Genomic DNA, 13384 nt, shown 5'->3' on the forward strand with positions numbered 1-13384 from the left:
GACGTCACGTGTGAGGGCACATGGCCAGGGTCAGCGCACGAACGCCGTCCGCGCGAACCGCTCGTCGGTCGCCTCGAGGACCCGCAGCACGTTGCCCCCGGCGAGCGCCCGCAGGTCATCCGCTCCCCACCCGCGCCGCTGCAGCTCGGCGGCGAGCACCGGGTACCGCGACACGTCGCGCAGGTCCGGCGGCAGCACCGGGGTGCCGTCGTAGTCGCCACCGAGGCCGATGTGCGCCGCACCGGCGACGTCACGGGCGTGCTCGACGTGGTCCGCCACGTCCGACACGGTCACGAGCGGTGGTTCCCCCACCGAGCCGGCGTCCTCCCAGTCCGCCCAGGCGCGCGAGACGAACTTCGGCACGAACGTGATCATCACGAGCCCTCCGTTGTCCGACAGCCGGGCCAGCACGTCGTCCGGCACGTTCCGCGGGTGGTCGTCGACGGCGACGGTGGACGAGTGGCTGAAGACGACGGGCTGCGTGGCGACGTCGAGGGTGTCCCGCATGGTCGCGGGGGCGGTGTGCGACAGGTCGACGAGCATGCCGATGCGCTCCATCTCGGCGACCACCTGGCGGCCGCGGTCGGTCAGCCCGCCGTGCGGACGCGATCCCGTCGCCGAGTCGGCCCACGGGGTGTCGTCGTTGTGCGTGAGGGTCATGTAGCGGACGCCGAGTCGGGCGAAGTCGCGCAGCACCCCCAGGTCGTCCCCGATGGAGTGGCCGCCCTCGGCGCCGAGCAGCGACGCGATCCGGCCGGACTCGACGGCTGCCAGCACCTCGGACGCCGTCCGAGCCAGGACGAGCGAGTCCGGGTACCGCTCGATGATCCGGTGCGCCAGGTCGATCTGCTGCAGCGTGGTCCGCACCGGGTCCGGCTCGTCGGCGGGGACGAAGACCGACCAGAACTGCCCGACGACCCCACCGGCACGGAGCTTCGGCAGGTCGGTGTGCAGCGAGTCGACCTCGGTGTCGATGCCCTCGACCCCGGAGTCGTGCGTCTCGCGGCGCTCCCACGGCAGGTCGTTGTGGCCGTCGATGACCGGGAACGGGATCGCGTCGAACGTCATGTCCCCGACGCTACCGCGCACCCGCCCGTGGCTAGGCTCGGCACGTGGACCCCGTGACCCTCCGGACCGATCGCCTGGTGCTGTCCGTGCCGCTGCCCGCCGACACCGAGGACGTCATCGCGTACGCGAACGACCCCGACGTCGTCGCGTACACACCGGTACCGGTGCCGTACGGCCACGCCGAAGCGCACCACTGGATCACCGACGTCGTGCGCGCGGGCTGGTCCACGGACTCCCGCTACGAGTTCGGCATCCGGCGGGCCGACGACCTCCGACTGCTCGGGACGATCGGACTGTTCGGGTTCGTCGACGGCGCGGCCGAGGTCGGCTACGCCGTGCACCCGGACGGTCGCGGCCACGGCTTCGTGACCGAGGCCGCAGCCGCCGTCCTGGCGTGGGCGTTCGCGTCGTCTCCCGACGGACTCGGGCTCGTCCGCGTGCAGTGGCGGGCGATCGCGACGAACGCCCCGTCCGCGGCGATCGCGCAGCGGCTCGGGCTCCGCTACGAGGGGCGGCTCCGGTCCGGCGTGTTCCACCGCGGACGACGCCACGACCAGCTCATCGCGGCTGCTCTGCGCGATGACGACCGCTCGACGCCGACGGACTGGCCCGCGTCGTGACGGTGTCGTTCCGGGTCGTCACCGAACTCGCTGCCCCGCCCGAGCGCGCGTTCGCGCTGTCGCTCGACATCGGCGCGCACGAGCGGTCGATGGCCGCGACCGACGAACGCGCCGTCGCCGGCACGACCTCCGGCACGATCGGCCTGGGCGAGTCCGTCACCTGGCGCGCGCGGCACTTCGGGATCGTCTGGCGGATGACGAGTGAGATCACCGCTCTGGAGGCTCCGCACCGGTTCGTCGACGAACAGGTGCGTGGGCCGTTCGCCCGGTTCCACCACGAGCACCGGTTCGAGCCGTCGGCCGGCGGCACGCGCATGGTCGACACCATCGCGTTCCGCGCACCGTTCGGCCCGCTCGGTCCGCTGGCCGAGGTCGTCGCGCTCGAGCGCTACCTGCCGCGGCTCATCCGGGAGCGGAACGCGTCGCTCGCCGCCGAACTGCACGCCGACGGCCACGACGGTCAGGGCGCTGCGAGCTCCCCCAGCGCGTCGTAGGCACTCGCCACCGCGTCGACCCGCGCGCGGCCGGCCGGCCCTGAGGCTTCGTACACGTCGTTCGCGATGGCCGCGACGACCGCGAACAGGGCCGCCATCGAGTCGAACGCCGCCGGTGAGTCGACCGGGCACAGGATCGCGGTGTTCGCCGGTGCCGCGATGACGGCGGCGGTCGGGTCGCCCAGCACGACGACGTCGGCGCCGGTCGACACGCAGTGCCGCACGATCCGGTCGACCCCCGCGGTGTGGCGGCGCACGGTCACCAGGACGACGAGGTCACGACGGTCGAGGTCGGCGACCTCTTCTCCGAGCCGCTGCCCCGGCGCCGGACCGACCCGGACGTCGGAGCGGACCTGGGCGAGCTGCGCGCGGAGCTGCAGCGCCACCGGGTAGGCGCCACGCTCCCCGAACACGAGCACACGGCGGGCACGGACGATGCGCCGCGCGAGTCGCGGACGATCGGCGCGGGCAAGCGAGGCGAAGGCGGCGTCGAGGTTGCGCGCCTCGACCGCGCGCTGGTCGACGTGGGCGGCGTCCTCCGCCACCCACGGCAGGCCGGAGCCGCGTGCGGACATCAGGTTCTGCCGGACCTCGGCCGCGTCCTGGAACCCGAGCGACCGGACGAGCCGGGACACCGTCGCCTTCGACGTGCCCGACTCGGCGGCGAGCTCGGCCGAGGTGCCGACGAGCAGGAGTTCCGGGTCGTGCCGGACCATCGCGGCGACGCGTCGTTCGGCGGGCGAGAGCTGCTCCCAGACGGAGTCGATGCGGGCGCGGACGTCGGGTCCGGCGGTGCTCATGCCCGGGCCACCCGGTCCACCGCGAGGGCGAGCGCGTCCAACCCGAGCGCGATGTCGGGCGTCGAGACGAACTCGTCCGGGTGGTGGCTGATGCCGTCCGGGTTGCGGAGGAACAGCATCGCGACGTCGGTGACGAGCCCGAGCGACATGGCGTCGTGTCCTGCCCGCGAGAACAGCTCCATCGGGGCGGTCTCGCCGGTGGACTCGATGCCGGCGCGGACGGCGTCCATCAGCCGCGGCGCGCAGAACACCGCCGGCGCCCGGTGCACCTCGGTCGGGGTGACACTGACCCCGCGCCGTTCGCCGATCAGCGAGAACGCCTTCGTGAGCTCGTCCCAGACCGCGTCGCGGCCGTCGTCGAACTCGCCGCGCAGGTCCACCGAGAACCGCGCGAGCCCGGGGACCACGTTCACGGCGCCGGGTTCGACGGTCATCGTGCCGACGGTGCCGACGTGGTGCGACGCGCGGCAGATCCGCTCGACGGCCAGGGCCGCCTCGGCCGCGGCGAGCAGGGCGTCGTGGCGACGCTCGTACGGGGTGCCGCCGGCGTGCCGTGCCTCACCGACGGCCTCGACCGAGAACCGTCGGGCGCTCGCGATGCTCGTGACCACACCGAGCGCCTGACCGGCCTGCTCGAGGTACGGGCCCTGCTCGATGTGCGCCTCGAGGTACCCGGCGAGCGTCATCGGGTCCGCCGCGGCGTCACCGACGCGGGACGGGTCGAGCCCGAACCGGGTGAAGGCCTCGCGCAGGGTGACGCCGTCGCCGTCCGCCAGGTCCCACCAGGACTCGTCCCACACCCCGGCGACGGCGGACGACCCGAGCAGGGCCTTGCCGAACCGGGTCCCCTCTTCGTCGGAGAACGCGATCACCTCGAGCGCGACGGGCAGCGGTCCCGCAGCCGTCAGCCGAGCGGCGGTGCGGACGGCCATCAGGACCCCGACGATGCCGTCGTACCGGCCGGCGTCCACCACGGTGTCCAGGTGCGAGCCGAGCAGCAGCACGGGGGCGTCGGGCGTCGCGCCGTCGACCCGTCCGTGCAGGTTGCCGGCGGCGTCCTGCCAGGTGCTGAGTCCGGCGTCCTGCATCCACCCGGCGACGATCGCGTTGACGCGCGCGTGCTCGGGCGACAGGTACACGCGGGTGATCCGGCCGGTCTCCTCGGTCACCAGGGCGAGCTCGTCGCACCACCGCGCCACGAGCTCGGCGTCCGCGGTGCCGAGCGCGGTGGCGCTCACGACCGGGGCCGCGTTCATGCCGTCACCCCGACCGGCGCACCGGAGACGGTGCTGTCCCGGTAGAGGTCCAGCGCGGCGTCGACCCCACCACCGTGCGGGACGGCGTGCCCGGCCCGGCGGAGTGCGTGCTCGAGGGCGGCGAGCGTCGTCACCACGGTGTCCTTGCGGGCGTTGTAGCCCATGGTGCCGATGCGCCAGACCTTGCCGTGCAGCGGTCCGAACGAGGTTCCGATCTCGATGCCGTGGTCGTCGAGCATCGATGCCCGCACCTGGTCGCCGACGACGTCGGACGGGATCTCCACCGCGACGACGTTGTGCATCTTGTGCGCGACGTCACCGAACACCCCGAGCCCGAGCGCCTGCACGCCCTGCAGCATCGCGCGCCCCGCGAGCTCGTGGCGTGCGATCGACTGCTCGACCCCTTCGTCGAGCAGGATGCGGGCGCACTCGTTGGCGGCGTAGAGCATCGAGGCGGCCTCGGTGTGGTGGTTCAGCCGCCGCGGACCCCAGTAGTCCAGGATCATCGCGAGGTCGAGGTAGTTCGAGCGGATCGGCTCGTCGGCGACGTCGTCACCGGGTTCGCGGATGCCGGCCTCGACACTGCGGCGCTCGTCGAGCACCGCGGTCGCCCGCGGCGAGACGGTGACCGGCGCGCTGCCGGAGGGGCCGCCGAGGCACTTCTGCAGTCCGGCGCTGACGGCGTCGATGCCCCAGGCGTCGACCTCGAGCGGGTTGCCGCCGACGGTCGCCGTCGCGTCGGTGTAGAACAGCACGCCGTGCCGCTCGCAGATCGCGCCCAGTTCGTCGAGCGGCTGGTTCATCGTCGTGGACGTGTCGCCCTGCACGATCGCCAGCACCTTCGGTCGGACGCGGACGATGGCGTCCTCGATCGCGGTCGGCGTGAACACCTGACCCCACGCGGTCTCGATGGTGTGGACCTCGGCCCCGGCACGGCCGGCGATCTCGGCGAGCAGGTGCCCGAACCGGCCGAACACCGGCACGAGCACGCGGTCCCCCGGTGCGAGGAGCGACACGAGCACCGCCTCGATCCCGGCGCGCGAAGTGCCGTCGACGAGCACGGTGGCCTCGTTCGCGGTGCCGAACACACCGCGGTACAGCTCCTGGGTGTCGTTCATGGCGGAGGTCATCCACGGGTCGTACTGCCCGACGAGCGGGGTCGACAGGGCGCGGAGCACGCGCGGGTCGGCGGTGATCGGGCCGGGGCCCATCAGGAGGCGGGCTGGCGGGTTCACGGGGTGCATGGTGGGTCCTTCCGTTCCGGAAACGAGCGTACCGGAACGATCGTTACAGACGTGTTTCAGTGACGGCAGCGGTCTCGGGGACGCGGCCCGGACGGTCGACGAGCTGCCCCTCGACGGCCGTGACGCCGGAGGCGGTGGACGCCACCACGCGCCCGCGCAACCAGGTCTCGGTGACGCGCCCCCGGGCCTCCAGGCCGGCGAACGCGGACACCGGGTTGCGGTGGGCGAGGCCGGCCACGTCGATGACCGCCGTGGCGGACGGGTCGAACACGGCGAAGTGGGCGAGCGCACCGGGGGCGATGACCCCGCGGTCGGCGAAGCCGACGAGCGCTGCCGGACCGGTGGTGAACAGCGGCAGCAGCGCCTCGAGCGGGACGCCGCGACGGAGGGCCTCGGTCCAGACGGCCCGGAACCCGACCTGCAGACCGGCGATCCCGCCCCAGGCGAGGCCCCAGTCGTCGACCTTGAGGTCGGCGGTCGACGGCGAGTGGTCCGACACGACCATGTCGATCGTGCCGTCGAGCACGCCCGCCCACAGGGCGTCCCGGTTCGCGTCGTCGCGGATCGGCGGGCAGCACTTGTACTCCGTCGCGCCGTCCGGGATCGTCCCGGACTCGAACGAGAGGTAGTGCGGGCAGGTCTCGACCGTGATCCGGACGCCGTCGTCCTTCGCGGCACGGATCATCGGGATCGCTCCGGCGTCGGACAGGTGCAGGACGTGGACCCGGGCGCCGGTGGCCCGCGCGCCGTCGATGACCCGGGCGATCGCGGACCGCTCCGCGTCGACCGGGCGGGTGGCGAGGAAGTCCTCGTAGTGACCGCCGAGCGCGTCGTGGTCGACGAGGAACTCCGGATCCTCGGCGTGCACGATGAGCAGGGCGTCGATCCGGGCGACCTCCTCGATCGCGGCGCGCAGCTGGTCGGCGTCGAGGTGCGGGAACTCGTCGACCCCGGACGGCGCGGTGAAGCACTTGAACCCGAAGACGCCGGCGTCGTGCAGTGCGCCGAGCGAGCCGGCGTTGTCCGGCACGGCTCCGCCCCAGAACCCGACGTCGACGGCGACCCGCCCCTCGGCACTCGCGCGCTTCACGGCGAGCGCTTCGATCGTCGTCGTCGCGGGGATCGAGTTGAGCGGCATGTCGATGATCGTCGTGACCCCGCCGAGCGCAGCGGCCCGCGTCGCGGACGCGAACCCCTCCCACTCGGTGCGGCCGGGTTCGTTGACGTGCACGTGCGTGTCGACGAGGCCGGGCAGCAGGACCTGGCCGTTCGGCACGGTGCGGTCCTCGCGCGTCCGGACCACGGCGTCGGCCGGCAGGACGTCGTCGACGCGACCGTCGCGCACGACGACCGCCGCGGAGCGGAACGCTCCGTCGATCCACGCGCGGTCCGCGCGCAGGACGAGGTCCGCGACGGTGTCGGCGCGGGCGTCGGCGTCGGTCCGGGCGTCGACCGGGAGGCCCGTCATGCGCCCGCCCCAACCGTCGCGCCCGCCGCCGGCCGGCGTTCGAAGCCCGCCAGCAGACCCGACATCGCCTTCGTCGGCGGGGTGGCGTACTCGCCGTGCTTGCCCGTCGCGAGCCCGAGCCGCACGAGCGACTCGGCGAGCACGGTCGCTGCGGCGACGCCGTCGACGACCGGCGCACCGATCGCCCGCGAGACCTCGGCACAGAAGTCCGCCATCCCCGCGCAGCCGAGCACGACCGCGTCGGCTCCGCCGGCGATGACGGCCCGGCACTCCTCGATCACCAGGGCGCGCGCACCGGAGGCGGGGTCGTCGAGTTCGAGCACCGCGACCTCGCACGCCCGGATCTCGGTGACGAGCGGGGCGAAGCCGTAGCGCTCGGCGAGCTCGTGGGCCCGTCCCGTCGTCCGGGCCAGGGTCGTCACGACGCCGAACCGGCGCCCGAGCATCGCCGCTGCGTGGAAGCCCGCCTCCGCGATCCCGATGACCGGCCCGGTGGCGAGTTCCCGCGCCGCGTCGAGCCCGGGGTCGCCGAAGCAGGCGACGACGTAGGCGTCCACGCCGTCCTGCTCCCCGAGCGCGATCTGCTCGAGGAGCCCCGGCACCGCGAGCGCCTCTTCGTAGTGGCTCTCGATCGACGCCGGGCCCATCGTGGGGTTCACCGCCTCGACGATGGTGCCCGGCCCGGCGACCGCGGTGGCGGCGACGCCGATCGAGCGGGTCATCGAGGCGGTGGTGTTCGGGTTGACGACGCGGATGCGCATCGGGGTCCTTCCGGTGGTGCGGGCGGTGCGGGTGTCACTGGTGGTGCGTGGGTCGCGGGGCGTCTCAGGCTCGTCCGACGGCGGCGCCGTCGTCGACCGTCGGGTCGTCCGCAGCGAGTTCCGGCATGCTCGGCCGGACCCGCTCGAGGGCCCAGAAGACCACGAGTCCCAGGCCGCAGCCGATGAACCAGCTGTAGTTGTTCAGCCCGGGCAGGATCCCGAGGGCCGGCGGCAGGACCGCGCTGGCGACCGAGACCACACCGGTGACGACGAGGGTGCCGATGGCGTTGGGGTTGAAGCCGCCGCGGTACCAGTACCGGGCCGAGGTGTCCTTCGTGTACATGTCGTCGACGGCGATCCGCTGCTTCCCGACGATGTAGTACCCGGCGATCAGGATGCCGAACAGCGGTCCGATCAGGGCACCGAGCACGCCGAGCGTGTACAGGATGGCCTGGTCGTTGCCGTACCAGTTCCACGGGGTCAGCAGCACGGAGCCGACCGCCGCGATCATGCCACCGGCTCGCCACGAGATCTTGCGCGGCGCGACGTTCGAGAAGTCGAACGCGGGGCTGATGAAGTTCGCGACGATGTTGATGCCGACCGTCGCGGTGACGAAGGTCAGACCGCCGAGCAGGATCGCGAACGGGGCGCCGATCGCCTGCACCGTCTCGATCGGGTCGGTGATGAGCTTGCCGAACACCGGCACCGTCGCACTCGCGCACAGCACGGTGAGCACCGAGAAGAACAGGAAGTTGATCGGCAGGCCCCAGAAGTTGCCGCGCTTGACCGACCGGAACGACCTGCCGTAGCGCGAGAAGTCACCGAAGTTGAGCATCGGGCCGGAGAAGTAGCTGACCACCAGGGCGACCGCGGACAGCATGACCGGGATGGACGCCCCGAAGGACAGCGGCTCCCCCACCGACAGCGTGAACGAGATGTTGCCGATGCCGGCCTGGCTGACGAGGTAGATCGCCAGCGCGATCATCACGACGTACACCGCCGGGCCCGCCCAGTCGATGAACTTCTTGATGGCTTCCATGCCCATCCAGAACAGGGCGCCCTGCGCGACCCACAGGATCGCGTACGAGATCCAGCCGAGCGCCGACAGCCCCAGGAACGAGTGCTCGAGCAATCCGGCCGAGGCGGGGATGAACTTCAGGAAGATGATGTTGAGCGACTGCGCGGCCAGGAACGTCTGCACGCCGTACCAGGCCATCGCGATGAGACCACGGATGATCGCCGGGACGTTCGCGCCGAGCACCCCGAACACCGCTCGGTTGATCACCGGGTACGGCACCCCGGTGCGCTGGGAGGGCTTGGCGACGAGGTTGGCGAAGACCTGGACGATCAGGATGCCGACCACCAGGGCGATGAGCACCTGCCAGCTCGCGATGCCCAGCGCGAAGAGCGAGCCGGCGGTGACGTAGCCGCCGACCGAGTGCACGTCGGACATCCAGAACGCGAAGAAGTTGTAGCTCGTCCAGCTCTGCTTGCGCAGCGGGGCGAGGTCCTCGTTCGTGAGCGCCGGGTCGTACCCGGGCTTGACGACGCCGGCACCTGCGGGTGCGGCGGTCGTGGTGGGGGCGTGGGGCGCTGCGACGGGTGTCGCGAGATCGGTAGCCATGGCGTCCTCCGAGGGAGTGGGGTGCGGAGGCGGTGATCGCCTCCACCACAGAAGCTAGGGAGCCTCTTCGCGCCCGCCGTTTCCCTCGTGTAACGGTCGTGTGTCGTGGACGCGGTCCTGAAACGCTCGTTCCGAACCAGAACGTGCACAGGTGTGTGCATGATGATGGCCGCATGCCTGACACCATCCGCTACGTCGCGATCGGCGACAGCTTCTCGGAGGGCCTCGGCGACGCCGGTGTCGTACCGTTCCCCGGCTGGACCGGCCGACTCGCGAGCGGCATGGCCCGAGCGCACGACGCCGACGTCCGGTACGCCAACCTCGCCGTCCGCGGGCGCCTGCTCGCCGGGGTCCTCGACGACCAGCTCGACGCCGCGCTGGCGCTCGACCCCACGCCGACCCTCATCACCTTCTGCGCCGGCGGCAACGACCTGCTGCGGCCGCGGTTCGACGCCCGTGCCCTCGTCGCCCCGCTCGAGGAAGCGGTCAGGACGATCCTCGACCGCGGCGTCCACCTAGCGCTGCTCAGCCCGGCCGACCCGAGCGCCCGGCTCCCGCTGGGACACCTCATCAACGCGCGCGGCGACGCCTGGGCCGATGCCCTCGCCGACCTCGCCCGCCGGTACGACCTGCCCTTCGTCGACGTGTCCCGCGATCCGCACCTGCGCCGCGCGGAGTTCTGGTCCGAGGACCGGCTGCACATGAACGGCACCGGCCACCAGCGCGTCGCCGACCTCGCCCTGCACGCGATCGGGGACGGCCCCCTGCCCGCCGAGCCGGTGTCGGAGCCGACCGGCCGGGCCCGGCTCGCCGAGGAACTCCGCTACTACCGCGAGCACGTCCTGCCCTGGGTGCAGCGCCGCATCACCAGGCGGTCGTCGGGCGACGGCCGGTCGGCAACCTACCCGGAGTGGACCGCGGTCGGCTGATCACGCAGGATCACGGCGGTTCTCCGCACGCTCGCCGCAGTCCGCTTGTCGTCACCCGGCGCACCGGTTCTACTCGGGTGGATCACGTCCGAGCCGAACTCAGGGGAGACGGCACCATGACCACTGCGCCACGCCCATCCGGCACCACCGCGACACGCACCCCGACCGTCAGCACCCCGACGGGCACCCCCAGCACCGCGCACGGCATCGACCACATCGGCCTCACCGTGCCCGACATCGACCAGGCGACCGACTTCTTCGTCCTCGGACTCGACGCGGTCCCGCTCTACGACCGGTTCCTCCGGAGCGAACCGCTCCGCGGCGAACCGGACGTGCAGCGCCGGCTCGGCATCCCGAAGACGATGGCTCAGGGTGCGCTGCGGATGCTCGCGCTGCCCAACGGCCCGGGCCTCGAGCTCTTCGAGTACCACGGTCCCGATCAACGCCCGGCAGCCCGGGCGAGCGACATCGGCTGGCAGCACGTCGCGTTCTACGTCGACGACATCGACCACGCGCTGTCGCACCTGGAGACCGCCGGGGGGCAGCGCTACGCCGACCCACGGGACCTGGGCGGCAACGAGGGTGGGTACGGCAACCGGTTCGTCTACGTCGGGACCCCGTGGGGGTCGACGATCGAGCTGATCACCTACCCGAGCAGGCAGTCGTACGAGGACCACGCCCCGCGACGCAAGTGGCGCGTCTGAGGGTCAGCGCACCGAGCCCGTCGCGATGTACGTCCGCGTCGGCTTGCCGGTGAGGGCGTGCGGGAACTCGACCCCGTCCGCCCGGAACCCGCCGGCTTCGTAGAGCCGCAACGCCCGCTCGTTGCCGGCGAGCGCGTGCAGGACCACCGCGGGGTGTCCCGCAGCCGACGCCGCGTCGACCGACGCAGCCAGGAGCGCGCGGCCGACGCCCCGCGCCTGCACGTCCGGACGGACGGCGAGCAGGGAGAGGTACGCGGCGTCGTCCGGGTCGGTCGACCGGCCGGTGCCCGGAGTCGTCACGAGCGCGAACCCGTCGATCGTGTCGGCCGCTCCCGCCGCGACGACGAGGGCGACCCGCGGCACGGCGAACTTCGACGCCGCGCGGGCTCGCACGGCATCGGACTCCGGCACGCCGTCCCGCGCCGCGACCGCTGCGACCCACAGGTCGACGCAGGCCGACACCTCGTCCGGGGCCGCTGGACGCACGGACACGGACGGTTCGATCACCCGATCAGCCTACGACCGCGCTGCTGCCGATCCTGAACGACGCCCCACGGTGCTCGTCGGGCAACCGGTCCCCGCGGCCGTGCAGCTTGTGCCGCAGCGACCCGGGCTCGTAGCCGGTCGGGTACGCGCCGCGGGCCCGGAGTTCCGGGATGACGAACTCGATGACGTCCTCCCACGTGCCCGGCGTCACCGCGTACGCCAGGTTGAACCCGTCGACGTCGGTCAGCTCCTGGATCTCCTGCAGCCGGTCGGCGATGGTCGCTCCCCCGCCGACCGCGACCGGACCGAGTCCACCGATCGCCGTGTGCCGGGCGAGGTCGCGGATCGTCCACGAACTGCCGTCCTCACCCGTCGCCGCCGCGATGTTGGTCGCCGCCGACTGGATCGCGTTCGACTCGACGTCGCCGAGGGGCTCGTCGAGGTCCCACTGCGACAGGTCGACGCCCATCCACCCGGAGTTGAGCACCAGCGCGCCGAGCTCCGACGCGTACGACAGGTAGTCCTCGTACTTCGCCTGTGCCAGCTCGTCGGTGGCGTCCGTGATCACGGTGAGCAGTGTGTAGACGCGGGCGGCGTACCGGTCGCGACCAGCTGCCTCCAGGGCGTCACGCACCTTCGCGATGGTCGACGCGAGCTGCTCGACGGTCGGGGCGCCCACGAAGACCGCCTCGGCGTTCTCCGCCGCGAAGCGGATGCCGCGCGGCGACGCGCCCGCCTGGTAGATGACGGGCGACCGCTGCACCGACGGCTCGGACAGGTGGATGCCCGGCACGTCGAAGTGCGTGCCGTGGTGTTCGATCGGGTGCACCTTCGCCGGGTCGGTGAAGACGCCGGACTCGCGGTCGGCGACGACCGCGTCGTCCTCCCACGAGCCCTCCCACAGCTTGTAGAGGACCTCGAGGTACTCGTCGGCCACGTCGTACCGGTCGTCGTGCGACAGCTGGTCGGTCTGCCCCATGTTGCGCGCGGCACTCGGCAGGTAGCCGGTGACGACGTTCCAGCCGACCCGCCCCTTGGTCAGGTGGTCGAGGGTGGAGATGCGCCGGGCGAACGGGTACGGGTGCTCGTACGCCGTCCCCGCCGTGATGCCGAAGCCCAGGTGCTCGGTCACCGAGGCCATCGCCGACACCAGCAGGATCGGGTCGTTCACGGGCACCTGCGAGCCAGTGCGGAGCGCGGCCTCGTTCGAGTCGCCGTAGACGTCGTACGTCCCCAGGACGTCGGCGATGAAGATGCCGTCGAACGCGCCGCCCTCGAGCGTCTTCGCCAGGTCGGTCCAGTAGGTCAGGTCGCGGTAGTCCCGCGATCGGTCACGCGGGTGCCGCCACAGTCCGGAGGACTGGTGCGCGACGCAGTTCATGTCGAACGCGTTGAAGCGGATCTGCCGGGGCTCGCTGCTGCTGGTCACGCCTGGCGACGCTACGTGCGGCTCCTGCTTCCGTCATGCATCGTGACGAAGCGTGACGGCCCGCGACTGTCGACGGCCGGCTGTCGACGCGCTGGTGTCGTGCGGCGGTGCGCCGGCCGCGACTCAGGCGCGGTCGTGCAGCGTGACCTGGTAGCCGTCCGGGTCGGCGAACGTGAACGTGCGGCCGAAGGGGCCGTCGATCGGCGCCGAGACGATCGTGTGACCGTCGGCCGCGAGTGCGTCGTGGATGGCCTGCACGTCGGTGGCGTGGAGCCAGATCGCCGCCCCGATGCCCGGTTGCGCGACCGTGCCGAGGTCGGTGCCGGGGACGATGTCCCGCAGCGCGAAGGCGATGGGCGTCGTCTCGAAGACGACGGCGTGCGGCGGGCCGGCCTGGGAGCGGACGAGACCGAGGTACTGCTCGTAGAACGCCTGCGACGCCGCCAGGTCGCGGGTCTGCAGGGAGATGAAGTCGGGGCCGGTGACGGGCATGTGGTGCTC

The 13384-nt window shown here is 72.4% G+C and carries 14 protein-coding genes; 4 read left to right on the top strand and 10 right to left on the bottom strand.

Going from position 1 to position 13384, the window contains the following annotated elements; all coding sequences use genetic code 11:
- Window positions 1-30 precede the first annotated feature (30 nt).
- The gene (locus EDF63_RS15850) at window positions 31-1068 is read right to left on the bottom strand and encodes a dipeptidase (RefSeq protein WP_123313950.1); all 1038 of its coding nucleotides are present in this window, start codon (window positions 1066-1068) and stop codon (window positions 31-33) included.
- Between the two features lie 44 nt (window positions 1069-1112).
- Here EDF63_RS15850 and EDF63_RS15855 point away from each other — a divergent pair, with 44 nt between their 5' ends.
- Window positions 1113-1688, top strand: a complete 576-nt coding sequence (locus tag EDF63_RS15855) for a GNAT family N-acetyltransferase (RefSeq protein ID WP_123313951.1) — start codon at window positions 1113-1115, stop codon at window positions 1686-1688.
- The gene (locus EDF63_RS15860; RefSeq protein WP_123313952.1) at window positions 1685-2182 is read left to right on the top strand and encodes an SRPBCC family protein; all 498 of its coding nucleotides are present in this window, start codon (window positions 1685-1687) and stop codon (window positions 2180-2182) included. The genes EDF63_RS15855 and EDF63_RS15860 overlap by 4 nt, the downstream gene beginning before the upstream one ends.
- On the opposite strand, the gene EDF63_RS15865 is transcribed toward EDF63_RS15860, so the two are convergent.
- From EDF63_RS15865 to EDF63_RS15890, 6 genes are all read right to left on the bottom strand, one after another.
- Window positions 2149-2982, bottom strand: a complete 834-nt coding sequence (locus EDF63_RS15865; protein WP_111084374.1) for a MurR/RpiR family transcriptional regulator — start codon at window positions 2980-2982, stop codon at window positions 2149-2151. The genes EDF63_RS15860 and EDF63_RS15865 overlap by 34 nt on opposite strands.
- Window positions 2979-4238: an allantoate amidohydrolase gene (locus EDF63_RS15870; protein WP_123313953.1), complete on the bottom strand. Its 1260-nt coding sequence runs from the start codon at window positions 4236-4238 to the stop codon at window positions 2979-2981. Before EDF63_RS15870 ends, EDF63_RS15865 begins: the two co-directional genes overlap by 4 nt.
- Complete coding sequence (locus EDF63_RS15875; protein WP_123313954.1) at window positions 4235-5482, bottom strand: alanine--glyoxylate aminotransferase family protein; 1248 nt, start codon at window positions 5480-5482, stop codon at window positions 4235-4237. The genes EDF63_RS15870 and EDF63_RS15875 overlap by 4 nt, the downstream gene beginning before the upstream one ends.
- Window positions 5483-5525: 43 nt before the next feature.
- A complete protein-coding gene (gene allB / locus EDF63_RS15880) occupies window positions 5526-6950 on the bottom strand; it encodes an allantoinase AllB (protein WP_123313955.1) in 1425 nt (474 codons plus the stop codon).
- Window positions 6947-7711 (bottom strand): aspartate/glutamate racemase family protein, encoded by a 765-nt coding sequence (locus tag EDF63_RS15885; RefSeq protein WP_123313956.1) that lies wholly within the window; start codon window positions 7709-7711, stop codon window positions 6947-6949. The genes allB and EDF63_RS15885 overlap by 4 nt, the downstream gene beginning before the upstream one ends.
- 64 nt (window positions 7712-7775) lie before the next feature.
- A complete protein-coding gene (locus tag EDF63_RS15890; protein ID WP_123313957.1) occupies window positions 7776-9335 on the bottom strand; it encodes an NCS1 family nucleobase:cation symporter-1 in 1560 nt (519 codons plus the stop codon).
- 173 nt (window positions 9336-9508) lie between these two features.
- Between EDF63_RS15890 and EDF63_RS15895 the strand changes: the two genes are divergently transcribed.
- On the top strand, window positions 9509-10264 hold the full coding sequence (locus tag EDF63_RS15895) for an SGNH/GDSL hydrolase family protein (RefSeq protein ID WP_260233134.1): 756 nt from the start codon (window positions 9509-9511) through the stop codon (window positions 10262-10264).
- A 116-nt stretch (window positions 10265-10380) separates the two neighbouring features.
- Window positions 10381-10968 carry a VOC family protein gene (locus tag EDF63_RS15900; protein WP_123313958.1) on the top strand — a complete coding sequence of 196 codons (588 nt, stop codon included), beginning with the start codon at window positions 10381-10383 and terminating at the stop codon, window positions 10966-10968.
- Window positions 10969-10971: 3 nt separating this feature from the next.
- Here EDF63_RS15900 and EDF63_RS15905 read toward each other — a convergent pair whose 3' ends face one another.
- The 3 genes from EDF63_RS15905 to EDF63_RS15915 form a co-directional block, all read right to left on the bottom strand.
- Complete coding sequence (locus tag EDF63_RS15905; RefSeq protein WP_123313959.1) at window positions 10972-11475, bottom strand: N-acetyltransferase; 504 nt, start codon at window positions 11473-11475, stop codon at window positions 10972-10974.
- Window positions 11476-11479: 4 nt separating this feature from the next.
- On the bottom strand, window positions 11480-12883 hold the full coding sequence (locus EDF63_RS15910) for an LLM class flavin-dependent oxidoreductase (protein WP_221180575.1): 1404 nt from the start codon (window positions 12881-12883) through the stop codon (window positions 11480-11482).
- Between the two features lie 123 nt (window positions 12884-13006).
- On the bottom strand, window positions 13007-13375 hold the full coding sequence (locus EDF63_RS15915) for a VOC family protein (RefSeq protein ID WP_123313960.1): 369 nt from the start codon (window positions 13373-13375) through the stop codon (window positions 13007-13009).
- Window positions 13376-13384 lie beyond the last annotated feature (9 nt).

The organism is Curtobacterium sp. JUb34 (genome assembly GCF_003755065.1).
In the GTDB taxonomy this organism is placed as follows: domain Bacteria; phylum Actinomycetota; class Actinomycetes; order Actinomycetales; family Microbacteriaceae; genus Curtobacterium.